General features: G+C 56.9%; 25 protein-coding genes, 1 pseudogene and 2 riboswitches. Of the genes and pseudogenes, 16 read left to right on the top strand and 10 right to left on the bottom strand.

Annotated elements, in window-relative coordinates:
• The first annotated feature begins 83 nt into the window (after positions 1 to 83).
• The 6 genes from V7730_RS06400 (at position 84) to V7730_RS06375 (ending at position 5,715) form a co-directional block, all read left to right on the top strand.
• Positions 84 to 2,246, top strand: a complete 2,163-nt coding sequence (locus V7730_RS06400) for a YjbH domain-containing protein (RefSeq protein ID WP_335746764.1) — start codon at positions 84 to 86, stop codon at positions 2,244 to 2,246.
• On the top strand, positions 2,243 to 2,953 hold the full coding sequence (locus V7730_RS06395) for a YjbF family lipoprotein (RefSeq protein WP_335746763.1): 711 nt from the start codon (positions 2,243 to 2,245) through the stop codon (positions 2,951 to 2,953). The genes V7730_RS06400 and V7730_RS06395 overlap by 4 nt, the downstream gene beginning before the upstream one ends.
• Before the next feature lie 138 nt (positions 2,954 to 3,091).
• A complete protein-coding gene (locus V7730_RS06390; RefSeq protein ID WP_335746762.1) occupies positions 3,092 to 3,328 on the top strand; it encodes a hypothetical protein in 237 nt (78 codons plus the stop codon).
• A 103-nt stretch (positions 3,329 to 3,431) separates the two neighbouring features.
• Positions 3,432 to 4,298, top strand: a complete 867-nt coding sequence (locus tag V7730_RS06385; protein ID WP_335746761.1) for an SDR family oxidoreductase — start codon at positions 3,432 to 3,434, stop codon at positions 4,296 to 4,298.
• A gap of 221 nt (positions 4,299 to 4,519) precedes the next feature.
• Positions 4,520 to 4,723 (top strand): exopolysaccharide biosynthesis protein, encoded by a 204-nt coding sequence (locus V7730_RS06380; protein ID WP_335746760.1) that lies wholly within the window; start codon positions 4,520 to 4,522, stop codon positions 4,721 to 4,723.
• Positions 4,724 to 4,926: 203 nt separating this feature from the next.
• Complete coding sequence (locus V7730_RS06375; RefSeq protein WP_335746759.1) at positions 4,927 to 5,715, top strand: ion transporter; 789 nt, start codon at positions 4,927 to 4,929, stop codon at positions 5,713 to 5,715.
• Here V7730_RS06375 and dxs read toward each other — a convergent pair.
• The 5 genes from dxs to V7730_RS06350 form a co-directional block, all read right to left on the bottom strand.
• Entirely contained in the window at positions 5,712 to 7,640 is a 1,929-nt protein-coding gene (dxs, locus tag V7730_RS06370) for a 1-deoxy-D-xylulose-5-phosphate synthase (protein WP_335746758.1), read from the bottom strand. The two genes, V7730_RS06375 and dxs, sit on opposite strands and share 4 nt — an antisense overlap.
• 10 nt (positions 7,641 to 7,650) lie before the next feature.
• Entirely contained in the window at positions 7,651 to 8,517 is an 867-nt protein-coding gene (locus V7730_RS06365; RefSeq protein ID WP_335746757.1) for a polyprenyl synthetase family protein, read from the bottom strand.
• A 2-nt stretch (positions 8,518 to 8,519) separates the two neighbouring features.
• Positions 8,520 to 8,762 (bottom strand): exodeoxyribonuclease VII small subunit, encoded by a 243-nt coding sequence (locus tag V7730_RS06360; RefSeq protein WP_335746756.1) that lies wholly within the window; start codon positions 8,760 to 8,762, stop codon positions 8,520 to 8,522.
• Positions 8,763 to 8,903: 141 nt separating this feature from the next.
• A complete protein-coding gene (locus V7730_RS06355; RefSeq protein ID WP_335746755.1) occupies positions 8,904 to 9,605 on the bottom strand; it encodes a response regulator in 702 nt (233 codons plus the stop codon).
• A complete protein-coding gene (locus V7730_RS06350; RefSeq protein ID WP_335746754.1) occupies positions 9,602 to 10,111 on the bottom strand; it encodes a MarR family winged helix-turn-helix transcriptional regulator in 510 nt (169 codons plus the stop codon). The genes V7730_RS06355 and V7730_RS06350 overlap by 4 nt, the downstream gene beginning before the upstream one ends.
• A 163-nt stretch (positions 10,112 to 10,274) precedes the next feature.
• Here V7730_RS06350 and V7730_RS06345 point away from each other — a divergent pair, with 163 nt between their 5' ends.
• Positions 10,275 to 11,144 carry a branched-chain amino acid aminotransferase gene (locus V7730_RS06345; RefSeq protein ID WP_335746753.1) on the top strand — a complete coding sequence of 290 codons (870 nt, stop codon included), beginning with the start codon at positions 10,275 to 10,277 and terminating at the stop codon, positions 11,142 to 11,144.
• A 78-nt stretch (positions 11,145 to 11,222) separates the two neighbouring features.
• Here V7730_RS06345 and V7730_RS06340 read toward each other — a convergent pair whose 3' ends face one another.
• Positions 11,223 to 12,170 (bottom strand): cyclase family protein, encoded by a 948-nt coding sequence (locus V7730_RS06340; protein ID WP_335746752.1) that lies wholly within the window; start codon positions 12,168 to 12,170, stop codon positions 11,223 to 11,225.
• A 237-nt stretch (positions 12,171 to 12,407) separates the two neighbouring features.
• Here V7730_RS06340 and V7730_RS06335 point away from each other — a divergent pair.
• A pseudogene (locus V7730_RS06335) lies at positions 12,408 to 13,558 on the top strand (amidohydrolase).
• A 23-nt stretch (positions 13,559 to 13,581) separates the two neighbouring features.
• Here V7730_RS06335 and cobO read toward each other — a convergent pair.
• The 3 genes from cobO to aroC form a co-directional block, all read right to left on the bottom strand.
• Entirely contained in the window at positions 13,582 to 14,181 is a 600-nt protein-coding gene (gene cobO / locus V7730_RS06330) for a cob(I)yrinic acid a,c-diamide adenosyltransferase (protein WP_335746751.1), read from the bottom strand.
• Positions 14,182 to 14,203: 22 nt separating this feature from the next.
• Positions 14,204 to 15,181, bottom strand: coding sequence for a DMT family transporter (locus V7730_RS06325; protein WP_335746750.1), 978 nt, complete (start codon positions 15,179 to 15,181; stop codon positions 14,204 to 14,206).
• A 99-nt stretch (positions 15,182 to 15,280) separates the two neighbouring features.
• Positions 15,281 to 16,384 (bottom strand): chorismate synthase, encoded by a 1,104-nt coding sequence (gene aroC / locus V7730_RS06320; RefSeq protein WP_335746749.1) that lies wholly within the window; start codon positions 16,382 to 16,384, stop codon positions 15,281 to 15,283.
• 90 nt (positions 16,385 to 16,474) lie between these two features.
• Positions 16,475 to 16,574, top strand: a riboswitch (TPP riboswitch).
• Positions 16,575 to 16,608: 34 nt separating this feature from the next.
• Between aroC and thiB the strand changes: the two genes are divergently transcribed.
• From thiB to V7730_RS06305, 3 genes are read left to right on the top strand one after another with little or no spacing between them, the layout of a single operon-like run.
• Complete coding sequence (gene thiB / locus V7730_RS06315; protein ID WP_335746748.1) at positions 16,609 to 17,586, top strand: thiamine ABC transporter substrate binding subunit; 978 nt, start codon at positions 16,609 to 16,611, stop codon at positions 17,584 to 17,586.
• A complete protein-coding gene (locus tag V7730_RS06310) occupies positions 17,562 to 19,133 on the top strand; it encodes a thiamine/thiamine pyrophosphate ABC transporter permease ThiP (protein ID WP_335746747.1) in 1,572 nt (523 codons plus the stop codon). The genes thiB and V7730_RS06310 overlap by 25 nt, the downstream gene beginning before the upstream one ends.
• Complete coding sequence (locus V7730_RS06305; RefSeq protein ID WP_335746746.1) at positions 19,120 to 19,812, top strand: thiamine ABC transporter ATP-binding protein; 693 nt, start codon at positions 19,120 to 19,122, stop codon at positions 19,810 to 19,812. The genes V7730_RS06310 and V7730_RS06305 overlap by 14 nt, the downstream gene beginning before the upstream one ends.
• Here the strand turns inward: V7730_RS06305 and V7730_RS06300 are convergent.
• Positions 19,804 to 20,241, bottom strand: a complete 438-nt coding sequence (locus V7730_RS06300) for a 6,7-dimethyl-8-ribityllumazine synthase (protein WP_335746745.1) — start codon at positions 20,239 to 20,241, stop codon at positions 19,804 to 19,806. The genes V7730_RS06305 and V7730_RS06300 overlap by 9 nt on opposite strands.
• Before the next feature lie 82 nt (positions 20,242 to 20,323).
• A riboswitch (FMN riboswitch) is annotated at positions 20,324 to 20,481 on the bottom strand.
• Positions 20,482 to 20,545: 64 nt separating this feature from the next.
• On the opposite strand from V7730_RS06300, the gene V7730_RS06295 reads away from it, so the two are divergent.
• From V7730_RS06295 to V7730_RS06275, 5 genes are all read left to right on the top strand, one after another.
• Positions 20,546 to 21,169 (top strand): FMN-binding negative transcriptional regulator, encoded by a 624-nt coding sequence (locus V7730_RS06295; RefSeq protein ID WP_335746744.1) that lies wholly within the window; start codon positions 20,546 to 20,548, stop codon positions 21,167 to 21,169.
• Positions 21,170 to 21,238: 69 nt separating this feature from the next.
• Positions 21,239 to 21,850, top strand: coding sequence for a glutathione S-transferase (locus V7730_RS06290; protein ID WP_335746743.1), 612 nt, complete (start codon positions 21,239 to 21,241; stop codon positions 21,848 to 21,850).
• Positions 21,851 to 22,029: 179 nt separating this feature from the next.
• Positions 22,030 to 22,593: a ubiquinol-cytochrome c reductase iron-sulfur subunit gene (gene petA / locus V7730_RS06285; protein ID WP_335746742.1), complete on the top strand. Its 564-nt coding sequence runs from the start codon at positions 22,030 to 22,032 to the stop codon at positions 22,591 to 22,593.
• 12 nt (positions 22,594 to 22,605) lie between these two features.
• Positions 22,606 to 23,949 carry a cytochrome b gene (gene petB, locus V7730_RS06280; protein ID WP_335746741.1) on the top strand — a complete coding sequence of 448 codons (1,344 nt, stop codon included), beginning with the start codon at positions 22,606 to 22,608 and terminating at the stop codon, positions 23,947 to 23,949.
• A 6-nt stretch (positions 23,950 to 23,955) separates the two neighbouring features.
• Positions 23,956 to 24,750, top strand: a complete 795-nt coding sequence (locus V7730_RS06275) for a cytochrome c1 (RefSeq protein ID WP_335746740.1) — start codon at positions 23,956 to 23,958, stop codon at positions 24,748 to 24,750.
• Position 24,751 lies beyond the last annotated feature (1 nt).

Below are 24,751 nucleotides of genomic sequence, written 5' to 3'. Positions count from 1 at the left end.
GCTTTACCTCGGGATTGTTGCACTCATTCTGATGGCGTGCATTACTTGCGCAAAAAAATTAATAACGGGCAGAGAGCAGAAAAATGCAATTTCCTAAAATAACCGCCCTTAGTGCTTCCCTTTTAGGCTGTGCCGCGGTTTGGCCTGCGGCTACGTCCGCACAAGATGAGGATGCTTTCTTCAATCTGGTGGGCCGCCCCACACTCAATTTTTACGGTGTGCCGGGCTTGATCGATATGCCATCCGGTGAGGCGCTGCCTGACGGACAGGTCGCGGTGGGGGTGTCAAACTTTGCCGGCCAGACCCGCACCACGCTTACCTTTCAGGCGCTTCCACGCATTCAGGCCAGCTTTCGCTACTCCGGGATTAAGGATGCTGATTTCAGCAACTTTGATACCTATAGGGACCGCAGCTTTGATGTGAGGTTCCTTCTCAATCGTGAAAGCCGCTATTTGCCTTCCGTGACCGTTGGACTTCAGGATTTTGCAGGCACCGGCATTTATGCGGGTGAGTTCATTGCCGCGACCAAGAATTTTTCCGGAGAACGCATTCCGGGCACGATCAAAGCGACAGTGGGCCTTGGTTGGGGGCGTCTGGGCAGCTCGGGCAGCATCGGTGCGCCATTTGGATCTGACCGTCCATCATTCACACCGGGAGATTCCGGTGGTGAGCTATCTGTCGACCAATGGTTCCGCGGTGATGCCGCGCCTTTTGCTGGCGTGGAATGGCAGGTGAGTGATAAATGGGGTCTGAAGGCTGAGTACAGCTCGGATGCGTATACACTGGAAACAAACAACGGAAACTTCGATCGTAAGTCGCGCTTCAACTTCGCGACCGAATATCAGGTCTCGGAGCGTATCCGTCTAGGTGGTTACTACCTGTTTGGCTCCGAAGTTGGGGTAAACCTCCAGATGCAGCTGCATCCAAATCGCCCCATCACAAATTTGCGCATACCAGCGCCGCGGCCCTATTACAAAAGGCCAAACCGTCGCGAAAATCCGGAGTCTTATAATACAGACTGGTACACTTCACAGGAAGGTGGCTCGATCCTTATTCGTGACGCGTTGGTGCCGCTGCTAGAGGCCGAAGGCCTGACCCTAATCGAGGTGCGGACAACCCCGTCCGAGACTGAGGTGCGTTATAGTAACGGCCGTTATGCGGCGACGGCTGTTTCGGTTGGACGTGTTGCACGTGTGCTGGCGCGGCTTTTGCCTGACTCGGTTGAGACTTTCCGGATCGTACCAGTCGTGGAAAATCTGGCGCAATCGACCGTAGTTTTCCGTCGCTCGGATCTGGAAGCGTTGGAGTTTTCATCTGACGCGCCCAACGCATTGCTGGCGGTCACCGGTTTTGAAGGCGCTGAGCCAGTTCTTGCTGGTAGTGCGCGCAACGAGGACCTTTTCCCAGCCTATAACTGGTCGATCGGTCCCTACCTCAGACAGCGCTATTTTGACCCAAATGAACCTGTACGCTATGACGCCGGCATTGAAGTGTCCGCGTCTTTCCAACCTGCACCGGGCTGGAGGCTGGCAGGCAGTCTGCAACACCGTCTGACCGGCAATCTTGATGATACAGAAACCACCGACAACTACTTGCTACCTCGCGTCCGTACGAATGCTGCTGAATATGATCAGGGCGGCAATACATCCGTCAATAATCTATATCTGAGCAAGCAATGGAAGGTGTCACCAGAAGTCTATGCACGTGTCACTGGCGGCTATCTTGAGCGAATGTATGGCGGTCTATCGGGCGAGGTTTTGTGGAAACCGGTTGCGAGCAGGCTCGCCCTTGGTGTTGAGGCTAATTATGTGAAGCAGCGCACCTTTGATGACCTGCTTGGCTTTCAAGACTATAGTATCGCGACGGGGCATGCTTCGGCATATTACGAGTTCAAAAATGGCTTTACCGGCCAGTTGGATGTCGGGCGCTACCTTGCAGGCGATGTTGGAGCTACTGTTACTCTTGAACGCGAGTTTTCGAATGGCTGGCGGCTAGGGGGCTTTTTCACCCTCACGGATGTGTCCAAAGAGGAATTTGGTGAGGGGTCTTTCGACAAGGGTATGAAGCTGACAATCCCGTTAAGCTGGTTCGTAGGCAAGCCAAGCAAGGATCTCAGATCTTTGACGATCCGGCCGATCCAGCGTGATGGCGGGGCGCGGCTCAGTGTGCCGGGTCGCCTGTACGAACAGGTGCGCAGCGGCCATCGCGCAGGCTTGGTCGGCAACTGGTCTGGAGTATGGGAATGAACTACGCAATGCGACATCTGACAGGCGCAACTCTACTGGCCGTTCTATTGGCCGGATGCAGCTACTCCTCGCGCGACGACCAAGAGACCAGTTCGGTAGCGCAGCTCAGCACCATCGGAAAGAAGATACTCACTTCGCGCCGTGCGGGCCCGCCCGAGAAGACTGTAGTCACTCCGGATATTCTGTCGAAGATCACCGTACCTGTGATTCAGATCAATCCTGAGGTGTTAGGTGGCAGCGATTTTTTGACACGCGCCGCAACGCGCCACGATTCGGTTTTGGGTACGGTTGAGGTGTGGAATTCGTCCGACAATGCGCAAATTATCCTGCGGAATGGCGTTCTTGTGGGAACTCGGGGTGTTGGAAGCGATATAATTGCTGCAGATGCAAATGTGACAGTCAGGGCACTGCAATCAGGCGCAAACGCAAGCGGGGTCCGCCGCTACACGATTTCTGATGGTGACGTCACGACAACCGACTATGTCTTCAGCTGCGATTTGCGTAATTTGGGGCGTGAAGAAATTAGTGTTGCAAATCAATCGCTTGAAGCTATCCATATGACGGAAGTTTGCATTGGTGGGCATCAGAAAATAGTCCGTTTGAGCAACGATTATTGGGTGCAGCCGGGCTCTGGTCTGGTTCGAAAATCACGCCAATGGGTCAGCCCGTCAGCCGGTCACTTCGAGATCATAGTTATTAGAAAATAGGCAAAGTTACCACAATCGGCGATAGTGCGCCTGAATTTTGACTGAAAAAGTGGAAATGTCGTTGTGAAAAAAAACTAACTCTACTATCAAACGGCTAAGGGTGTATTCCCAGCGAACTTTAAAAAGGAATTCAAAAAAATGATGAAAACAGTATCCATTGCAGCACTCGTGCTCGCATCCGCAACAGCTTCTTTCGCTGGTTCTTTGAACACAACATACGAAGCAGAGCCTGTAAAAGAAGCTCTGCCAGTAAAAGGCACCGGCATCGGCGCGCCAGTAATCATCGGTGGCCTTCTGCTCGGAGGCGCAGTTGCTGCTATGATTTCCAACGATGACGACGAATCAACGGCAACAGTTACAGAAACAGCTGACTAAGTTTTAGTCGATTAGTTTTGAGGAGCGGCCTTCCATAGCGGGAGGCTGTTTCTGTTTTCGGGGCTAGGTTTTGTCGTATGGCCCCGAAAGAAGTGGAGTGCACATGGACAAACGGCTCTTGTCTATCGGTCACGGGTTCAGTGCGCGAGCATTGGCAAAGCGGTTGGTGCCAGAGGGGTGGCACATCGTAGGCACTACCCGAAGCGCTGACAAGATGGACGGGATTTCTGCTACAGGCGTTGAACCTGTATTATGGCCGGGAACTGATCTTGCACCCCTGATCGACGAATTTCCGAACATTCTGATTTCTGCCGGTCCGGGCCATGACGGGGATCCAGTATTGGCATCACTGCGCAGTTCCTTTGAGCAAGCGGCAGGCGGGATGCACTGGCTTGGCTATCTCTCGACCACTGGTGTTTACGGGGATCATGCCGGTGGCTGGGTTGATGAACAGACGCCGCTTTCTCCCTCCACCAAGAGAGGGCAGGCCAGAGTAGATGCCGAGCGTGCATGGCAGTCTATTGCGGGTCTACCGCTGCACATCTTTCGTTTGGCGGGTATTTATGGGCCGGGCAGGGGGCCGTTCGAAAAGGTCCGCAAGGGCACAGCACGGCGTATCATAAAGTATGATCAGGTCTTTAGCCGTATCCACGTCGAGGATATCGCGCTTGGGCTTGAGCTGTCGCTCGCTTCTCCAAAAGGTGGTGACATATACAACATGTGTGATGATGATCCTGCGCCGCCGCAGGATGTGATTGGCTATGCCGCAGAATTGTTAGGGTTGCCGATGCCTCCAGCCGTAGCGTTTGAGACGGCAGATCTGACGCCAATGGCGCGTAGCTTCTACGCCGAAAGCAAACGTGTTCGGAACGATCACATCAAGCGCGCGTTGGGCTGGGAACCCGCATACCCTGATTATCGGAGCGGTCTTGCCGCGATGCTGGCGCAGCACGGTGATACCGAAAGCTGAATGATCAACCCACGCCACCGTGACTTGAACGCTTTGTTGGACCGTGTTGCGGCCGCCGCGCAGGAACCTGATCAGGTAAAGTATACGTGATGTGTTAACCGAGCTGGGTGATCGATCCATCACTCCTGTAATTCTCGTTGTCTCCGATATCGGGTGTCCCGAGCATCTCAGCCTGCCTCATCATCCTTTAGGCGGTTCAGGCGCTGGCAGGGCGAAGACATTTGTGGCTCCCCGATATCCTGCTGAGGCGCAAGGTGTCGGGCAAGCGGCTGTCATCAATGGTGGGATGGTTGCGTAAGCCTTCGCGTCTTGTAGACCGCCACACGCACCCGAGACTCGCCTTGTTCACCCAAGGGCCTATGCGGATCATTACGCTGGCTGCTTGCGTGATCATCCCGATGGGCAGGCCCTTTCTAGAGGTCTGACCGCTGGTGTCATCTACGGGAGCCCTAACCACTAGCGCTGCTAGTTTTCGGGCTGTTTACGCGCGACGGCCTCTATGTGCTGGCAGGCTACGGCATGATCGCGCTGACGATTGGTATTGCTTCATATTTTCTATTGTAGGAGTGCCTTGTCCCAGTACCGGTGACGGGCCATATAGGCTCTAACTGCGGATCATGGAGCCCAAATGACCTTCACTGACAAGCTTGCCACCTATCTTGAATCCGATCGTGTTCGGAACGTGATCCTTGGCGTTATTCTATTTAACGCCGTGATTTTGGGAATGGAGACATCAAAGCCAATTATGGCACGAGCCGGCGACCTGATCGTGTTTCTCGACAAGCTTTGTCTTGCCGTATTCGTGGTCGAGCTGTTTGCTAAACTGGTTGCATATCGCACGCGGTTCTTCCGCGACGGATGGAATATTTTCGACTTTGTCATCGTTGGAATTTCACTGGTGCCCCTGGCGCAGGGGTTCTCTGCCCTGCGTGCGCTGCGCATCCTACGTGTGCTGCGCGTCGTCTCGGTCGCGCCGCGCTTGCGCCGTGTGGTCGAAGGGTTCGTGACCGCGCTGCCCGGTATGGCATCGGTGTTTTTGCTGATGGCTCTGATCTTCTATATCGCCGCCGTGATGGCGACAAAGCTGTTCGGAAGCGCATTTGATGAATGGTTCGGAACGCTGGGCCGCTCGGGGTATTCGCTGTTCCAGATCATGACGCTTGAGAGCTGGTCCATGGGAATCGTCCGGCCCGTGATGGAGGTCTATCCGCAGGCGTGGTTGTTCTTTGTGCCATTCATCATGGTGACCACCTTTGCTGTGGTGAACCTGCTTGTCGGTCTTATCGTGAACTCAATGCAGGATGCGCACCAAGAGGAAACAGTTGCCAGCACCGACGCCTACCGCTTGGGAGTGACTGAAAAGCTCAACGCGCTTGAGGCAAAGTTGGATGCGCTGATCGCTGCGCAAAAAGACTAGGCGCGCTGCGCGCCAATCTGCGCGATGCCAAGTGTTTTCAGGACTTTCGCCTCGATGTGCTCGGCGTTCATGGCGGCGGCCGCATACATGTCCTCAGGGCTTGCCTGATCGATAAAGATATCCGGCAGCACCATCGAACGGTACTTCAGCCCGCTGTCGAACACGCCTTCTTCCGCCAAAAGCTGTGCCACGTGGCTACCAAAGCCACCGATGGCGCCTTCTTCGACGGTGATCAGCGCTTCGTGGTCTCGCGCCAGTGACAAAATCAGGTCACGGTCCAACGGTTTGGCAAAACGCGCATCTGCGATGGTCGGAGTGATGCCTTTTGCCTCAAGGGCTTCTGCGGCCTTTTCAACTTCTTCAAGGCGGGTGCCGAAGGACAGCAGCGCTACGCGTTTGCCTTCGCGGATCATCCGGCCTTTTCCTATCTCCAGCGGTACGCCGCGTTCGGGCATATCAACTCCGCGTCCTTCGCCACGCGGAAAGCGGAAGGCGATCGGGCCATCATCATAAGCTGCCGCAGTGGCGACCATGTGCTTAAGCTCGGCCTCATCAGCGGCAGCCATCACGACAAAGCCGGGAAGGTTGGCAAGGAACGCTACATCGAACGAACCTGCATGCGTTGCGCCATCCGCGCCCACCAATCCCGCGCGGTCAATTGCAAAGCGGACAGGAAGCCGTTGGATTGCCACGTCGTGCACGACCTGATCGTAGCCGCGTTGCAGGAAGGTGGAGTACATCGCGCAAAACGGCTTCATCCCGCCAGCTGCCAGCGCACCCGAGAAGGTCACCCCATGTTGCTCTGCGATACCAACGTCGAAACATCGTGAGGGATAGCGCTCCATGAACAGGTTCAGGCCGGTGCCATCGGGCATCGCGGCAGTGACCGCGCAAATCTTGTCGTCTTCGGCAGCCAGTTGCAGCAGGCTGTTGGCGAAGACGTTTGTGTAGCTTGGCGCGTTGCTTGGTGCTTTTTTCTGCTCGCCTGTGATCACGTTAAACTTGGCGGTGGCATGCCCCTTATCTCGGGCCGCTTCCGCAGGGCCGTACCCTTTGCCCTTCTTCGTGAGCACATGGATCAGTATCGGCCCCGTCGCGCGGGCCTTGACCGTGCGCAGCACTGGCAGCAGCTGGTCCATGTCGTGGCCATCAATAGGACCAAGATAGCTAAAGCCCAATTGTTCGAACAATGTGCCGCCAACTGTCAGACCTTTGAGCATGTCCTTGGCGCGCTTTGCGCCTTCACGAAAGGGGTTGGGGAGAAGGCTTACAGCGCCCTTCGCAGCGGATTTGAATTCCTGAAACGGCTCTTCGGCGTAAAGACGGCTCAGGTAGGCGGACATTGCGCCAACCGGCGGCGCGATGCTCATCTCGTTATCATTCAGGATCACGATCAGGCGCTTTTTTAGATGACCCGCGTTATTCATCGCTTCATAGGCCATGCCCGCAGACATCGAGCCATCACCGATCACCGCAATCGCATCGCCAAGGCCCTCGGGCACCACACCACCCAGATCGCGCGCAACTGCAAAGCCAAGGGCAGCAGAAATAGAAGTGGAGCTATGGGCCGCACCGAACGGGTCATAGGGGCTTTCGGAGCGTTTGGTGAAACCGCTCAGACCGTCCTTCATTCGAAGGCTGCGGATACGGTCGCGCCGCTCTGTCAGTATTTTGTGGGGATAGCATTGGTGACCCACGTCCCAGATGATTTTGTCGCGCGGCGTGTCAAACACGGCATGCAATGCCACCGTCAGCTCGACCACTCCCAAACCGGCACCCAAATGCCCGCCCGTCACCGATACGGCTGAAACCGTCTCGTCCCGCACTTCTGCAGCAAGCTGCGTCAACTCACGGTCAGACAGGTTTTTCATATCCGCAGGGCGGCTGATCCGGTCCAGCAAGGGGGTGTTCGGTTTGTCAGTCATATCTTTGTCCCTAGCTTTTGCGTGCAACAACAAACTGTGCTGCTTCGCGCAGCGTATCGGCCTGCGTGCCATAAACAGATAGCACGTCACAGGCTGACGTCACGAGTGTTTGCGCCCGTGCCTTGGCGCCATCAAGCCCTAGTAGTGACACGAAAGTGGCTTTACCTGCGTTCGCGTCCTTGCCCACAGCCTTGCCCACCGTCGCGGCATCACCTTCCACGTCCAGAATGTCGTCTGCAATTTGAAAGGCGAGACCAAGATCGCGCGCATAAAGTCCCAAGGCGGTCGCGTCAGCCTGCGCCATATGTGGACCTGCGGTGGCGGCCCATTCAATCAATGCGCCCGTCTTTCCGGCTTGTAGTCTGGTGATCTCAGCCAGATTCAAAGGCTCATGGGCCGTTTCTGCCGCGATGTCCAATGCTTGCCCGCCAACCATGCCCCGCACACCGGAAGCTGACGCAAGGCCGCGCACCAAAGTGAGACGCGCAGCATCCGCGCAACCTGACTGGGCAACTAGCTCAAATGCTAGTGTTTGAAGGGCATCACCTGCCAACACAGCGGTCGCCTCGTCCCATTTGCGATGAACGGTCGGCTGCCCACGACGCAAGTCGTCGTCATCCATGCAGGGCAAATCATCATGCATCAGTGAATAGGCGTGCAGCGCTTCAATTGCCGCAGCCGCGGGCGCCGCATCTTGCGCGTTTACACCGTGAAGCCGCGCGCTTTCCAGCACCAGAAACGCGCGCAACCCTTTGCCTCCGGTGGTTGCATACAGCATCGCATCTCGGACCGACCCTTCGGTCCCCTCCAGCGCAGCAGCGATTCTTTGTGTAGCAAGCGCACTTGCATCCTGTAGTGCCCGCGCCAGAAGTCCCATGGTCAGAGACCCTCGACCGGCTTCAGTCCTTCTGGGTTACCGTCCCCGTCCAGCGTGATCGCTGCAACTTTTTCCTCGGCTTCCTTCAGCTTGGCCTCGCAGCGTGCCTTCAAGAGTGCCCCACGTTCATACAGCGTGATGCTCTCGTCCAGCGCGACATCGCCCCGCTCCAGCTTACCCAGAACCGTCTCAAGTTCTGCCATCGCAGCCTCAAAGCTCATCTCTTCAACAGGTGTATCGCTCATAGAAATCTCTCTTGTCTGATGTCGCGCAGACCATACCGCCCCATCCGTCTCATGGCCAGCGCACGGATGGCGTCAACTTGCCTATTTTCTTTGGGTAAAACGTTTCGGAGGCGGTTTCGGCTGGCCCTTGGTCCGACGGTGTCAGTCAGGCGCCAACATGTACCCGGCGCCTCGCACGGTCTGCAGATAGCGTGGTTGTTTGGGGTCGGCTTCGATCTTGCGGCGCAGACGGGTGATTTGTACATCCACTGCGCGCTCTTGTGCCTGTCCGCGGTCGCGCCCCAGTTCCTCCACCAGATTTGACCGGCTTAAGGCTTCGCCGGGCTTGGCTGCAAATATCTTCATGAGCTGGATTTCTGTTGCTGTCAGCCGCACCAACTCCTCTCCTTCCCACATCTCTCCGCGCTCGATGTCATAGCGGATTGGGCCAAGAGTAAGCACTTTCGGTGCCGTATCGTGCGAGGCGGGTTCAGGGACGCGGCGCAAGATTGCGTTGATCCGTAGCAACAGTTCCTTAGGCTCGAACGGTTTGCCAAGGTAATCGTCGGCGCCAGCTTCTAGTCCTTCGATCCGATTGTCGGTGTCGCCTTTGGCAGTCAGCAGCAGAATTGGCGTTGTCATCGTTTCGCGCAATGAGCGTGTCAGGCTCAGGCCGTCCTCGCCGGGCATCATCACATCAAGGACGATCATATCGAATTCCAGTCCTGACAGCAGTCGCCGCGCATGGGCGGCGTCGCGCGCGGCAGTGACTAGAAATCCATGACGCATCAGGAATTTTTGCAACAGAGTGCGGATGCGCTCATCGTCATCGACGATCAATAGGTGGGCGTCAGGGGCGTTCATGCAGCACTATCCTTCAGGCGCCCAAAGCTAGAGCGCATTTCGCTATCCATCATCGCTTCTAGCACGGTGCGAAATCCGGCGACAGCTTCTGGCCCTGCTTCGCGGAAGGCCGCGCGCATTCGTGCACGCTGGGCGTCTGATAAGGTTTGTTCCAAGGTCCGTCCCGCCTGCGTGAGGTTGAGATGCCGTTCGCGTTTGTCCTGGCGTCCCACTTTGCTCTCTACCAGACCATCAGCGATCAAAGTGCGCAATACACGGTTCAGCGATTGCTTTGTGACGCCGAGGATGTTGAGCAGGTTGTTCACAGTGGTTCCCGGGGCGCGGCCGATAAAGTGGATGGCCCTATGGTGGGCACGCCCGTAAGCCATATCTGCTAAAATCCGGTCAGGATCAGCGGTAAACCCGCGATAGGCAAAAAACATCGCCTCGATCCCCTGCCTGAGTTGTTCGTCAGTCAGAAACAGCAGCGCCTCGCCGCTGGAGGGGCTGGATGTACGCCTGTCCATGGGTCGTCTCCTTGGGATAGTGTGCAGGTGAGTTTATGTCAGTGTTGTTGACACTCCAACCCTGAAAGGCTAGGCCGTTCCTAGTTTTACGTAACTATATGTCCATTATCTGGACTTTTACGCAATATATGGAAAATAACGAAGAACTTCGGAAGGAAATAGTATGGCTGGCGGATATGATGACCGTGACGGGCACATCTGGATGGACGGGAAGATGATCCCGTGGCGGGATGCCAATGTGCATATCCTGACCCACGCGATGCACTATGCTTCCTCCGTTTTTGAGGGCGAGCGCGCCTATAACGGCAAGATTTTCAAAAGTCGTGAGCACTCCGAGCGGCTCAAGCGCTCTGCCCAGATGATTGATTTCGAAATTCCCTATTCGATCGACGAAATTGAGGCGGCAAAGGCCGAGGTTCTCAAAGCATCTGGTTTGCAGGACGCCTATGTGCGTGCCGTTGCGTGGCGCGGTGCAGGCGAAGACATGGGCGTGGCGTCGTTACGCAACCCTGTCCGCATGGCCATCGCAGCATGGGAATGGGGCGCGTATTATGGCGACGCCAAGATGAAAGGTGCAAAGCTTGATATCTCCAAGTGGAAGCGCCCCTCACCTGAGACAATCCCGTGCCATGCAAAGGCGTCAGGTCTGTACATGATCTGCACCATGTCCAAACACGCAGCCGAGGCGAAAGGGTGCTCTGATGCAATGATGTTTGACTACCGCGGTTATGTGGCCGAGGCGACAGGCGCGAATATCTTCTTCGTGAAAGACGGCGAAGTGCACACACCGGACCCTGATTGCTTCCTCAATGGGATCACGCGCCAAACCGTGATCGGCATGCTCAAAGAGCGCGGCATCACCGTGCATGAGCGTCACATTCTGCCAGAAGAGCTTGCTGGTTTTGAGCAGTGCTGGCTGACAGGCACCGCAGCTGAAGTCACCCCAGTCGGCCAGATCGGCGACTATACATTCGAAGTGGGTGCACTGACGCGTGACATCGCGGAAAGCTACGAACAGCTGGTTCGCGCCTGATCTATATTATAGCCGCCAGCCAGAGCGCAGCTCTGGCTGGCGGCGTAACGCGGCCGTCAGGCCGCGCAAATCCTCATCTCAATACAGCGCTACCGGATTGATCATGGCTTGTACCGTGCCGACGATCCGTGGCTGTCCCAGAACAAACATGAACTCGTTCACGCCCTCGCGCAGCAGCGGGCCCACGTTCATCGTCTCAAGAATATAGATGCCGTTTTCCTTGAGCAGGGTAACGTGCCCATAGAACACTTTATCTCCCTGTGGGGCAGGGATCGGTTCAAGCCCCCAAGTGTCCGCGCCAACAGCCATCGGGTTAAGCGAGGCGACATAAACCGCGCCTTCGTTGTTCAGGCCCGGTTCGGTCCCACCCCAAGCGGCAGGGTCGCTTTCCAGCATGCCTTCGGTCCAGCCGGTGTGAAACAGGATGATATCCCCTTCACCCATCGTCACGCCCTGCGCTTCTGCTGCCGCTTTGACGTCTTCCGAACCGAAATGCTGACCGGCGGCCATCACTTCAACACCAGCGTGTGCGGCCATATCCAGAATTACCGCGCGGCCCACCAGCGGGGGCACCGCATGTGTGCCCAGCTTTGTTAGGCCCGTGATGGCGCTGATCTCTTTCTCGTCGAGGCAGTTGTAATAGTGCCCGCCTTCGCCAAGGTGCCCCAACCCGTCAAGTTGTGAGCCGATGCCAATCCATGTTTGCAGGATGTCGTCATTATAGTTGCCCTCGTACCCAAAGCTGGACAGTTTTTGCCCGCCCTGCTGGTTCGGTTGCACAATCTGTAGGTTGAGCGAGCGCGGCGGGAATGCCGGGGTGTTCGGGCCAATCGCGATGCCAAGCGGCATTGATTTGCCCTGTTTGATCAGCTTGGCCGTTTCCAGCGTCCGCTCAGGGGTCACAAGATTGGCGGAGCCAAGAGTGTCTTCCGGGCCCCATTGGCTGGTTGAGCTGCACTCCGCCCAAGCGGCCCCTGTGCCCAGCGTCAGCCCAAGGCAAAGTGCGGCAATATTTTTCAAAGTCATTTCAATCTTCCACGGTTAGACAGGCGTGTCCTCTGGCGGGACGATTCGCCCTGTCGGTAAGGGTACGCTAGCACGGGATTCCCGTATGGCAGGAATAATTCCTTTGGTGATGGGGTGGATTTCTTTTCAGGACAGGTAAATTAAACAGATGGTTAGCGATACAATTGCGCGCTCAATTCTGATAATTTGGCGTCGAACCGTCCAACTGCGACGCTGATTTCAGTAACAGGGGGCCTCATGCTCACAACTCTTGATCTGATGGAACTGACCGCGTTTCGCCGTGAATTGCATCGTTATCCTGAAATATCAGGTGAAGAGGTGCAAACCGCGCGCACCATCGCGGCTGCCCTGAAACAGCTGGCACCAACACGCATCCTGACCGGCCTTGGCGGGTTTGGTGTTGCGGCGGTATTTGACAGTGGCGTGGATGGCCCCGCCGTCCTATTCAGGGCCGTGCTTGATGCGTTGCCGATTGAAGAAATCAACGACATCCCGTGGGCATCACAAGCGCTGGGCAAAAGCCATGTCTGTGGACATGACGGGCATATGACGATGCTGCTTGCGCTTGGGCGGATGATCGTACGAAGGCCAGTTGCCAAAGGACGCGTCGTACTGATGTTTTAACCCGCCGAAGAAGATGGCAGCGGGGCAAAAGCTGTGGTCGCTGATCCGGCGTATAAAGATATTCAGGCCGATTGGGCCTTTGCTATCCACATCGAACCGGGACGTCCGTTCGGGTATGTCTCGACCTGTTCGGGATTGATCAACTGTGCCTCATTGGGGTTGCAGATCAAGCTGGTTGGCAAGACTGCCCATGCGGCTGATCCCGAAGACGGAGTCTCGCCGACGCTCGCGGTGGCAAAGCTCATTCCGGCGCGTGATGCGCTTGGGCATGGTGGGAAGCTTGACGATGACTTCCGGTTGGTCACGATCACACATGCGCAGATCGGGGACCCTTCGTTCGGCGTGGCCCCCGGCGCGGCTGTCGTTTATGCGACTTTGCGGACCTAACTAGATGAAGGCATGGCACAGATCGAGGCAGATGCACGCGCCATTGCCAGTTCAGTGGCGGACGAATTCGGATTGAGTATCGAATTTGATGTTCAAGATAATTTTGCGCGTCAATCAACTACCCAGAAGCCTATCAGGTCGCAGTGGCAGCTATGGAATCCATCAACGTGCCGCATGGGGACGCGGGCGTGCCCATGCGGGCGTCCGAGGATTTCGGTGTGTTTGGCTGGGGCGCCAAGGCAGCAATGCTCTGCCTTGGACCGGGTCAGGATTATGCCGTATTGCACAACCCTGACTATGATTTTGACGATGATCTGATCCCAATCGGGTCAGCCATCTTTGAACGGATCGCACGAGATCTGTTGGGGACGGCCTGACCTTCGGGTGAACGACGCCTGCTCTAAAAGTCGACGCCGCGCTGGGCTTTGATGCCTGCTTTGAACGGATGCTTCACTTCGGTCATTTCGGTGACCAGATCGGCATATTCACACAGCTCGGGCTTGGCGTCGCGTCCTGTCAGGATCACGCCGGTCCGCTTGTCGCGTGCGTTCAGGCCGGTAATGACATCCTCGACTGACAGATAATCATAGCGCATGGCGATGTTGATCTCGTCCATCACGATGAGGTCATAGTCGCCGCTTTCCATCATTTCGCGGCCCTTGGCAAAGGCGGCTTGCGCTGCGGCAATGTCGCGGTCTTTGTCTTGCGTGTCCCAAGTGAAGCCTTCACCCATGGTGTGCCATGTCACTTCGCCCAGCCGATCAAAGAACTGCCGCTCGCCGGTTTTCCATTTGCCTTTGATAAACTGGATTACGCCCACTTTCTGCTTCCAACCCAAGGCGCGCACGACCACGCCGAAAGCGGAGGAAGATTTGCCTTTGCCCGCACCAGTGTGCACCAGTACCAGACCTTTTTCAGGGTCTTGCAGCTCAGAAACGCGTTTGCGCTGTTCGGCCTGACGCTCTTGCATCTTTTGCTTGTGATCATTGCTGTCTGTCATGGGAGTCTCCAATCATTCGGCGTTATTCAGGGGCGCCTTGGGGCGCCACATTGGCTTTTGCTTTGCTTCTGTCCAGCCCCAATTGCCGTTCGCGCCAGATAATCAGCACACCGCCGGCAATGACAAGAGCGGCACCAGCCAGAATGGCAGGGGTTGGGAGTTCTCCAAAGACCACCCAGCCAATAAAGCTCGCGAAGATCATTGAGGAGTAGTCAAATGGTGCCAGCATAGAGGCAGCTCCGAACCGCAAGGACGACGTGACCAGAATTTGCGCTATCCCACCAATCAGGCCGACAGTAATCATATATCCCGCGACGCGCCAGCTTGGCGTGACCCAGTCAAGTCCGGCCCAGCCCGTCCATTCCCCCAAGGGGTATGTCAGCAGCGACAGGCAGGTCGCGGTGAGTGAAAAGTAGAAAACAATCGCCGCTGTGTTCTCGGTCTGGACCAGCTTTCTGACATGAATTTGCACCAGTGCCCGCAGGACCGAGGCGCCAACAACCATAAGCGCGCCGATGGTTGCTGTGCGCGTGACAGCATCGCTGTCGAGCGACAGACGCGGCGCCAGTACGATCATCACACCGATCAGCCCGAGCGCTACAGCAGAGAGGCGAAACAGACGCACTCGCTCACCCAGCAGCAGAGCAGCAAACAGGACGGTGAACATGGGTGTGGCATAGCCAATCGCGGTGACTTCGGGCAGCGGTAACAAGCCAAGCCCACCAAACGTAAGCGCCATGGCCGTGGTCCCGAAAAGACCGCGCCATACATGGCCCATGAAGTTTTGGGGAATCAGGCCGCGCCGCAGATCGTGCTTTTGCCAAAGCCATATCAGGATCACAGGAAACGCAAAGAGAGAGCGGAAAAAGACGGCCTGGGGGGGCGGAACAGTCTCAGAAGCGGCTTTGATAAGCGCGGCCATGACCATGAACAAAAAGAGTGAGGACAGCCGAAGAGCAATGGCCGTGCCCGGCTTATTCTGGGTCATGTCTTGAGGCATGCTTTTGTCTGCGCCTTCAAAAGACAAAGATCAAGCAGGTGATTGTCGCCGCGAAATGTTTGAGAGTTAGGGATCGGAATTTGCCAGAATTTCGGTCTATTAGCCGATGATACCGCGATTCTCACCGATCTGGCCACGGTGCAGCAACAGGTGATCCAGAATGACGCAAGCCATCATCGCCTCGCCCACCGGAACCGCCCGAATACCGACACAAGGATCGTGACGACCTTTGGTAATGATCTCGGTCTCCTCGCCGGATTTCGTGATCGTTTTGCGGGTGGTGAGGATAGACGAGGTCGGCTTGACCGCAAAGCGCACGACGATGTCCTGACCCGTGCTAATCCCACCAAGGATGCCGCCGGAGTGGTTGGAGAAATAGGCTGGCTGTCCGTCCGGCCCCATAAAAATTTCGTCAGCGTTCAATTCTCCGGTGAGCATGGCGGCAGACATGCCTTCGCCAATCTCTACGCCTTTAACTGCATTGATGCTCATCATTGCAGCGGCCAGATCGGTGTCGAGCTTTCCATAGACGGGTGCGCCGATGCCAGCGGGGACGCCGCGTGCTGTGACTTCGATAATCGCGCCCACAGACGAGCCTGACTTGCGCAAGCCGTCCAGATAAGCCGCCCAGTCAGTCGCTGCTTGTGCGTCTGGCACCCAAAATGGGTTCTGTTCGATTTGGTTCCAGTCGAAGGCGTTACGGTCAATCTGGTGAGGGCCCATCTGGACCATGTAGCCAGTGATCTCCACATTCGGCGCGATGGCCTTGATCGCTTCGCGTGCCAATCCACCCGCTGCCACCCGCGATGCGGTTTCGCGCGCAGAGGAACGGCCGCCGCCGCGATAATCGCGGATGCCGTATTTTTGGAAGTAGGTGATGTCGGCGTGGCCAGGCCGGAATTTTTCTTTGATGTCGCCGTAGTCTTTGGAGCGTTGATCGGTGTTCTCGATCATCAACTGGATCGGTGTGCCTGTTGTGACACCTTCAAACACACCCGACAGAATCCGTACCTCATCCGCCTCGCGACGCTGAGTGGTGTATTTGTTCTGGCCCGGTTTGCGCTTGTCGAGCCAGCGCTGAATCATTTCGGGTGTGATCGCCACGCCCGGAGGGCAGCCGTCAACGGTGGCGCCCAAAGCAGGCCCGTGGCTTTCGCCCCAGGTTGTCACGCGGAAAAGATGGCCAAAGCTGTTGATCGACATGCGGTGCTCCTTTGCCCCCTGCCTTAGCGGTCGCGCGGCGGTGTCTCAAGAGTTTTTGACTTGCCAAAGGGTAGGGGGCCTCTTAACTGTGACTTCACCTCGGGGGGCCATAGGCTGAGATGTACGCACGTACGGACCCGTTGAACCTGAACCGGTTAACACCGGCGGAGGGAAGGTCTGGACATCCATCCAACGCTTTCTGACGCCGCAATTTGGAGGATGCTATGAAGTATCTCACGTTTGCGACTGCAACGCTGGCCGCCACAGCGGCATGGGCTGATACGCCCGAACTCACTGTCTATACCTATGACAGCTTTACTTCGGATTGGGGTCCTGGCCCCGCGATTGAAAAAGCGTTCGAAGAAACATGCGCTTGCGATCTCAAGCTTGTAGGCTTGGGCGATGGCGCGGCTTTGCTGGCGCGGCTCAAGCTTGAAGGAGCGCGCTCGGACGCGGATGTGGTGATGGGGCTTGATACCTCGCTTATCGCTGCTGCCAAAGAGACAGGCCTGTTTGCCGAGACTGCTGTGACCGCGCAGTACACATTGCCAATCGAGTGGACTGATCCGGTGTTCGCACCCTATGACTGGGGTTATTTCGCCTTCGTTCACAACAAGGATCTGACGGCACCTGCGAACTTCAAGGCGCTGGGCGAAAGCGATCTGAAGATCGTTATTCAGGATCCACGCTCTTCCACACCGGGCCTTGGCCTGCTGATGTGGGTCAAAGCGGCCTATGGGGACGAATCGTCGGCAATATGGGATGCGCTGGCAGACAATGTGGTCACCGTGACCAAAGGTTGGTCAGAAGCTTACGGCCTGTTTCTGGAGGGCGAGGCCGACATGGTGCTGAGCTACACAACGTCTCCTGCCTATCACTTGATCGCCGAAGAGGACGATAGCAAGGCCGCTGCTGAGTTTGACGAAGGTCACTACATGCAGATCGAAGTCGTTGGTGCGTTGGCTGGGACCGACCAGCCTGAACTGGCTGAGACATTCATTAACTTCATGGTGTCGGATGCCGCGCAAGCAATTCTTCCAACAACTAACTGGATGTATCCAGCGGTCACTCCTGCCGCTGGCCTGCCAAAGGGGTTCGAGACATTGACCGTTCCGGCAAAAGCATTGCTGACGCCGGCTGACGATGTGCCTGCGATCCGTGAGGAAGCTTTGGCCGAATGGCTCAAAGCGCTGTCGCAATAAATCCGGTTCTTCTGAGCCGTAAGACAGGGATCAGCGCCGCGCTTTTGGTGCTGGCGCTGATCCTTTTGGCGCTGGGCGCTGTGATAAGCCGCGCCGAAGCGGGTGCCGGGCTGGGCGCCGGAGACTGGGCCGCGATCAGGTTTACTGTCGCGCAGGCGCTATGGTCCTCGGTACTTTCAGTTCTTCTTGCTGTGCCAGTCGCGCGGGCATTGGCACGGCAGAGGTTTGCAGGGCGCGCGGCCTTAGTCACATTGCTGGGCGCGCCGTTCATCTTGCCGGTGATCGTTGCCGTCTTGGGCTTGCTGACGGTCTTTGGGCGGAATGGATGGCTCAACGCTGGTTTGGAGGCGCTGGGCCTGCCTGCGATATCAATCTACGGTTTCCACGGCGTCGTGCTCGCGCATGTTTTCTTTAATATGCCGTTGGCAACGCGGCTTTTTTTGCAAGGATGGCAGACAATACCGGCCGAGCGGTTTCGTCTGGCCGCGCAGCTGCGGCTGACCCCCTCTGCAATGTTCCGCACCGTCGAATGGCCGATGCTGCTCCAAGTTGTGCCGGGCGCGCTGGCGCTGGTGTTTGTGATCTGTCTGACCAGCTTTGCTGTGGCGCTAACGCTGGGCGGCGGCCCACGCGCGACGACGATCGAATTGGCAATTTATCAGGCGTTCCGGTTTGATTTCGATCTGGCGCGCGCGGCGCTTTTGTCTGTGGTACAACTAGTTCTGGCTGGTGGCATGGCGCTGGTCGCGTTGCGTTTTGTCCCGACGATTTCCGCAGGCGGTGGATTGGACCGGGTGATGCCGCGCTGGGATGCGCGGGGCGGGTTTCAGCGCCTTGGCGACGGTGTTGTGATTGCGTTTGCCGCACTGTTCTTGCTGGTGCCGCTCACGGTTGTTGTATTGCGCGGATTGGCTGGGCTGCCGTTAATGCCGACGACCGTTTACCAAGCTGCCGGTGTTTCGGTTTCTGTTGCAGTGGCGAGCATCGTTGTTCTCTTGGCCTTGGCGCTTCCGATGGCTGGATGGATTGCCGGCCGCAAGGCGGGGGGCGTTGAAGCCGTCGGCTTGCTGGGTCTCTCGGCCTCGCCGCTGATGATCGGGACGGGCTGGTTCATTGTCATCAACCCCTATGCTGATCCGTTTGATTTTGCTTTGCCTGTGACAGTGCTGGTCAACGCAATGATGGCATTGCCATTTGCGCTGCGGATTCTAGTACCACCAATGCGAGACGCGGTGCAGCACTATGGCCGCCTTAGCGCGATGCTGGGCTTGCACGGTTGGGCCTTGTGGCGGGTGCTGCTGTTGCCGCGTTTGCGGGCTCAGATTGGATTTGCGGCGGGGCTGACCGGCGCGCTCTCGATGGGTGATCTGGGCGTGATCGCGCTGTTTGCCGATCCAGAGCGCGTGACGCTGCCGTTGCAGATGGTTCGTTTGATGGGTGCGTACCGCATGGATGCTGCGGCAGGTGCGGCACTACTCTTGTTGGGGTTGAGCCTTGGGATATTCTGGATATGCGATAAGGGAGGGCGTTGGCGTGCTGAAGCTTGAGAATGCGCTGATCGCGCAAGGAGATTTCCGGCTGCTCGCCGATTTCACGTTGGAGCCAGCGCGAAAATACGCGGTGATCGGTCCTTCTGGGGCAGGCAAGTCCACTCTGCTAGCCGCAATGTGTGGTTTCGTACCACTGTCCGAAGGGCGCATGCTGTGGGAGGGGAAAGACATCACCACCGCAGCGCCCGGTGCGCGGCCGATGACGATGTTGTTTCAGGACAATAACCTCTTTCCGCATCTAACTGTGATGCAGAATGTCTCCCTTGGCTTGCGGCCGGACGGGCGGATCAGCGGGGCGGAAAAGGACGTGGTGATGGAAGCGCTGGCACGTGTGAATCTCACGGACTATGCGCAGGTAAAGCCGGGTGCTTTGTCGGGCGGACAACAAAGCCGGGTAGCATTGGCGCGGGTGTTGGTGCAGGCGCGACCGTTGGTGTTTCTGGATGAGCCTTTTGCCGCGCTTGGACCGGCTTTGCGTAACGAAATGCTTGATCTGGTCAGCGGCATGGCCGCGCAAACAGGGGCGGCGTTGGTAATGGTGACCCACGCGCCCGAGGATGTACGCCGTATCGCGGATGAGGTGATTTTTGTTGAGGGTGGGCGCGCCCATGCACCCCGTCCGGCGGCAGCTTTGATGGATGATCCACCGCCGGAGTTACGAGCCTACCTAGGTTGAGGGTTCGGATGCGTCCGTGATGTTCAGTGCTGCGCGTGCGGCTTCGCGCCCCTTCTCGACGAAATGGGCACGATAGATCGCATTGTGATGATCCGTCTCGTGATAGTGGTGTGGCGTCAGCGAGACTGAAAGCATCGGGACACCGGTATCAAGGCCGACCCGCATCAACCCGTCCACCACTGCAGCGGCGACAAAGTCATGGCGGTAGATTCCGCCATCCACAACGAAAGCGGCGCAAATTACGGCATCGTATTTGCCGGTCTTGGCCAGTTGCTGTGCCTTAAGCGGCATCTCGAAGGCTCCGGGCACATCGAAAACGTCAGTTTGTGCTGGATCGACAAGGTCGGCAAAGCCATCCAGTGCGCGGTCCACAATATCTGCATGCCATTGTGCTTTGACAAAGGCGAAGCGGGCGGGGGTGTCTGTCATATTGATCTCCTTTAGGTTCAAACACGTCCACCCAAGGCGATCACAAGACCTTGGCCGCATCCCGAAAGATGTGTCCAAAACCCTGCATTCTCTTCCATCCGGACTTTAACCGTCGGCTCCGGCATCTCACCGGATCTGCTTGACCAAGCGTCCCCTGTTAGGGGGCGCGTTGCGCTCGCGGGCTCGGAGGTAAACCTCCATACCGCCGGTGGGGAATTTCACCCCGCCCTGAGAATGGTTTCAGATTGCCAAGCAACGCCAGCCTCTGCAATAGCTTATCTGTCCACTTGTGCAGGAGCGCCCAATGCATCCAAATCTGGCCTTTCATGACGCGAGCGCGTCTCGCAATATCTCCTTCGCACGGGAGCGCGCGTTTGGCGTGCTCGCCGTGGCGGCGGACGGTGTTCCGCATCTGAGCCATGTGCCATTTCTGCTGGATGCTGATGCAACCTGCGCTGATCTGCATCTGGTACGCTCGAACCCGATTGCCCGGATGGGTGAGGGGCCGCATCCGGCCAAGATCATCGTGTCGGGGCCTGACAGCTATGTCTCGCCTGATTGGTACGGCCAGCTGGATCAGGTGCCTACGTGGAACTATATTGCTGTGCATCTGACGGGGACGTTGGAGCAGCTTCCGCAAGATTTCATGCACGGGATGCTGGACCGCCAATCGGCTGCTTACGAGTCGCAACTGCTGCCCAAAACGCCGTGGACCACGCAGAAGATGACGCCAGAAGTGCTGGAAAAGATGATGCGGATGATTGTGCCGTTTCGCTTTACGCTGACGGGCGTGGACGGCACGTGGAAGTTGGGTCAGAACAAGCCGGAAGTGGCGCGGACAGCCGCCGCAGCGCAGATGTCGCAGCACGGCATCGGCAGCGAGGTAGAGCGCATCGCCGCCATGATGCGCGACCTTGATCACACCTAACAGGCGGTTGCACTGCGGGAGGTTCAGGTAAAGAGTGTCGCTAAACACGCTTGGCAAAGGAATACCCGCATGAAGCTTTATTACGCTCCGACATCACCATACGTTCGCAAGGTCATGATTCTGCTCGAAGAGACTGGGCAACGTGATGATGTCGAACTGATCAATGTAGCAACCACGCCTGTGGCTGCTGATCCTGCGCTTCTGTCAAAGAACCCGCTGGCCAAAGTACCCGCACTGGAGCGCCCCGATGGGCCGACACTTTATGACAGCCGCGTCATCACGGCCTATCTGGATGTCCGCGGCGGGGACCAGTTGTATCCTTCGGGCGCGCGCCGCTGGGACACGCTGACGCTTGAGGCGACGGCGGATGGCATTCTGGATGCTGCGTTGCTGATGACTTATGAGACCCGCTTGCGGCCTGAGGATAAGCGGATGCCTGAATGGGTTGACGGGCAATGGGATAAGGTAGCGCGCAGTGTCTCCGCGCTTAATACCCGCTGGATGAGCCATCTGAATGGTCCTTTGGATATGGGGCAAATCGCGGTGGCTTGCGCGCTGGCCTATGTTGATTTCCGCCATGACGCACGCGGTTGGCGCAAAGGTAATGACGGGCTGGCTGCATGGTTCAAGGCGTTCGAATCGCGGCCATCGATGCAGTCGACGGTACCGCCAGCGGGCTGAATCGTGTCAAAGCGGATCAATTGGGTGTTTATTTTAGGTCACTGCGACCCTTTGCGCGTTTAAACCATCTGGACGACCTCGACACTGCAAGTTAGATACCGCACCAATATCCGGCGCATTGGGACAAGTGCGTCTTAATACCTGTTGGCCTCAATTGGCCCAATTACGGAGAAACCGACGTGTCACAAGCTGATGATATCGAAGGCAACCGGAGGGATTTCCTCTATTACGCCACCGCAGGTACAGGTGCTGTAGCTGTAGGTGCCGCTGTTTGGCCACTGGTCAACCAGATGAACCCTTCTGCTGATGTGCGGGCATTGTCCTCCATCCGCGTCGATGTCAGTGGCGTTGAGCCTGGCACGCAGCTGACCGTCAAATGGCTCGGCAAGCCGGTATTTATTCGTCGCCGTACGGCCGAGGACATCGAGACGGGCCGCGCGGTTCCTCTGTCCGATCTGCCAGACCAAAACGCAGAGAACGAAAATATCGCTTCTGACGCGCGGGCTACCGACGAAAACCGGACGATGGACGAAGCGGGCGAATGGTTGGTCATGATGGGTGTTTGTACGCACCTTGGTTGTGTGCCAATCGGCGACGGTGCCGGTGATTTTGGCGGCTGGTTCTGCCCCTGCCACGGATCGCACTACGACACTGCCGGTCGCATCCGTAAAGGTCCCGCGCCAAGGAACCTTCCTGTTCCTGCTGCGAAATTCCTCGACGAATCCACATTGAAACTCGGTTAAAGGAAACAAGATATGTCTGGAATTCCTCACGACCATTACGAGCCGAAGTCAAACGGCGAAAAGTGGCTTCACAGCCGCCTGCCAATTGTCGGCCTCGCCTATGACACGTTGATGATCCCTACACCCAAGAATCTGAACTGGATGTGGATCTGGGGCATCGTACTGACCTTCTGTCTTGCGCTGCAAATCGTGACGGGCATCGTGCTGGCAATGCACTACACGCCGCATGTGGATCAGGCGTTCGCCTCGGTCGAGCACATTATGCGTAACGTGAACGGCGGCTATATGCTGCGGTACATGCACGCAAACGGCGCGTCGCTGTTCTTTATCGCTGTTTACGCCCACATCTTCCGTGGCCTGTATTACGGTTCATATAAAGCACCGCGTGAGATCACGTGGATCATCGGTATGCTGATCTATCTTCTGATGATGGGTACAGCGTTCATGGGCTACGTGCTTCCTTGGGGGCAGATGTCCTTCTGGGGTGCGACTGTGATTACCGGCCTGTTCGGTGCTATCCCTCTGATTGGCGAGCCGATCCAGACATTGTTGCTGGGCGGTCCTGCCGTTGATAACGCTACCCTGAACCGCTTCTTCTCGCTGCACTATCTGCTGCCCTTCGTGATTGCCGGTCTTGTGATCCTGCACATCTGGGCCTTCCACACGACAGGCAACAACAACCCGACTGGTGTTGATGTGCGCCGCACGTCCAAGGAAGACGCAGAGAAAGACACGCTGCCGTTCTGGCCCTACTTTGTGATCAAGGACCTGTTTGCGCTGGCCGTGATATTGGCGGTGTTCTTTGCGGTTGTGGGCTTCATGCCGAACTATCTTGGCCACCCTGACAACTACATTGAGGCGAACCCGCTGGCGACACCGGCGCACATCGTGCCCGAATGGTACTTCCTGCCGTTCTACGCGATCCTGCGTGCGTTCACGTCCGAAGTCTGGGTCGTGATCATCGCCGAGACGCTGACAGGCGGTATCGTTGATGCGAAGTTCTTTGGTGTGCTTGCCATGTTCGGTGCCATCGCCGTTATGGCCGCTGTGCCATGGCTCGATACAAGCCGCGTTCGCTCTGGCCGTTACCGTCCGATGTTCAAGTGGTGGTTCTGGCTGCTGGTCATTGACTTCTTTGTCCTGATGTGGCTGGGCGCGATGCCTGCGGAAGAGCCTTATGCGAGCTTCTCGTTGATCGCTTCTGCCTACTGGTTCGCCTACTTCCTCGTTATCCTGCCCCTGCTTGGCGTGATCGAGAAGCCGTTGGCGCAACCTGAAACGATCGAAGCGGACTTTGACGCGCACTATGCGCCAAAAGTCGGCGGCACGACCCCAATCGTGAACCCAGCGGAGTAAACTGAGATGAATATTATTAAAGCAACACTCGTCTCCGCCGTATTGGCCTTGACTGCACCTGCTGCCTTTGCGGCGGGTGCGGAAAGCGGCCACAAAATCGAAAACATCGACTTTTCGTTTGACGGTCCTTTCGGCTCCTACGATGTGAACCAGCTTCAGCGTGGTTTGCAGATCTACACTGAAGTATGCGCTGCCTGTCACGGGTTGAAGTTCGTGCCGCTGCGCACACTTGGTGATGAGGGCGGACCACATCTGCCCGAAGATCAAGTGATCGAGTATTCGAAGCAGTTCGAAGTGTTCGACGCGGAGCTGGATGATTTCCGTCCTGCGTCGCCAGTGGATCACTTCCCCAAGTCGGCTCTGTCCAATGCGCCTGACCTGTCCTTGATGGCCAAAAAGCGCGCAGCGTTCCACGGCCCTTACGGTCTGGGTATCAACCAGTTGTTGAAGGGTACCGGCGGCGCGGAATACATTGCGGCTATTCTTCACGGTTACACTGGCGAAGAAAAAGAGCAGGCGGGTACGACGTTTTACGAAAACGACTACTTCCCAGGTGGCTGGATCGCGATGGCGCCTCCGCTTTATGATGAAGCAGTTGAGTTTCAGGACGGTCATGAAAACAGCGTCGAAGCACTGTCCCACGACGTGGCGGCATTCCTGATGTGGACAGCCGAGCCTAAGATGGGCGCGCGCAAGCAAGCCGGTTTTGCTGGCGTGGTTTTCCTCACACTGTTGTCTGTTCTTCTTTACCTCACGAACAAGCGCCTTTGGGCCACCGTGAAGGGCAAGAAAAAGAGCTAAT

The sequence above is a fragment of the Sulfitobacter sp. genome, from assembly GCF_036961165.1.
Lineage (GTDB): Bacteria > Pseudomonadota > Alphaproteobacteria > Rhodobacterales > Rhodobacteraceae > Sulfitobacter.
The sequence above is the reverse complement of the archived record's forward strand: the minus strand, read 5'-3'. Positions and strand labels throughout refer to the sequence as shown.

Excerpts from the sequence above, each read along its gene's own strand:
- V7730_RS06400 (WP_335746764.1), top strand. The coding sequence starts at position 84 with ATGCAATTTCCTAAAATAACCGCCCTTAGTGCTTCCCTTTTAGGCTGT.
- V7730_RS06395 (WP_335746763.1), top strand. The coding sequence starts at position 2,243 with ATGAACTACGCAATGCGACATCTGACAGGCGCAACTCTACTGGCCGTT.
- V7730_RS06390 (WP_335746762.1), top strand. The coding sequence starts at position 3,092 with ATGATGAAAACAGTATCCATTGCAGCACTCGTGCTCGCATCCGCAACA.
- V7730_RS06385 (WP_335746761.1), top strand. The coding sequence starts at position 3,432 with ATGGACAAACGGCTCTTGTCTATCGGTCACGGGTTCAGTGCGCGAGCA.
- V7730_RS06375 (WP_335746759.1), top strand. The coding sequence starts at position 4,927 with ATGACCTTCACTGACAAGCTTGCCACCTATCTTGAATCCGATCGTGTT.
- dxs (WP_335746758.1), bottom strand. The coding sequence starts at position 7,640 with ATGACTGACAAACCGAACACCCCCTTGCTGGACCGGATCAGCCGCCCT.
- V7730_RS06365 (WP_335746757.1), bottom strand. The coding sequence starts at position 8,517 with ATGGGACTTCTGGCGCGGGCACTACAGGATGCAAGTGCGCTTGCTACA.
- V7730_RS06360 (WP_335746756.1), bottom strand. The coding sequence starts at position 8,762 with ATGAGCGATACACCTGTTGAAGAGATGAGCTTTGAGGCTGCGATGGCA.
- V7730_RS06355 (WP_335746755.1), bottom strand. The coding sequence starts at position 9,605 with ATGAACGCCCCTGACGCCCACCTATTGATCGTCGATGACGATGAGCGC.
- V7730_RS06350 (WP_335746754.1), bottom strand. The coding sequence starts at position 10,111 with ATGGACAGGCGTACATCCAGCCCCTCCAGCGGCGAGGCGCTGCTGTTT.
- V7730_RS06345 (WP_335746753.1), top strand. The coding sequence starts at position 10,275 with ATGGCTGGCGGATATGATGACCGTGACGGGCACATCTGGATGGACGGG.
- V7730_RS06340 (WP_335746752.1), bottom strand. The coding sequence starts at position 12,170 with ATGACTTTGAAAAATATTGCCGCACTTTGCCTTGGGCTGACGCTGGGC.
- cobO (WP_335746751.1), bottom strand. The coding sequence starts at position 14,181 with ATGACAGACAGCAATGATCACAAGCAAAAGATGCAAGAGCGTCAGGCC.
- V7730_RS06325 (WP_335746750.1), bottom strand. The coding sequence starts at position 15,181 with ATGCCTCAAGACATGACCCAGAATAAGCCGGGCACGGCCATTGCTCTT.
- aroC (WP_335746749.1), bottom strand. The coding sequence starts at position 16,384 with ATGTCGATCAACAGCTTTGGCCATCTTTTCCGCGTGACAACCTGGGGC.
- thiB (WP_335746748.1), top strand. The coding sequence starts at position 16,609 with ATGAAGTATCTCACGTTTGCGACTGCAACGCTGGCCGCCACAGCGGCA.
- V7730_RS06310 (WP_335746747.1), top strand. The coding sequence starts at position 17,562 with ATGGCTCAAAGCGCTGTCGCAATAAATCCGGTTCTTCTGAGCCGTAAG.
- V7730_RS06300 (WP_335746745.1), bottom strand. The coding sequence starts at position 20,241 with ATGACAGACACCCCCGCCCGCTTCGCCTTTGTCAAAGCACAATGGCAT.
- V7730_RS06295 (WP_335746744.1), top strand. The coding sequence starts at position 20,546 with ATGCATCCAAATCTGGCCTTTCATGACGCGAGCGCGTCTCGCAATATC.
- V7730_RS06290 (WP_335746743.1), top strand. The coding sequence starts at position 21,239 with ATGAAGCTTTATTACGCTCCGACATCACCATACGTTCGCAAGGTCATG.
- petB (WP_335746741.1), top strand. The coding sequence starts at position 22,606 with ATGTCTGGAATTCCTCACGACCATTACGAGCCGAAGTCAAACGGCGAA.
- V7730_RS06275 (WP_335746740.1), top strand. The coding sequence starts at position 23,956 with ATGAATATTATTAAAGCAACACTCGTCTCCGCCGTATTGGCCTTGACT.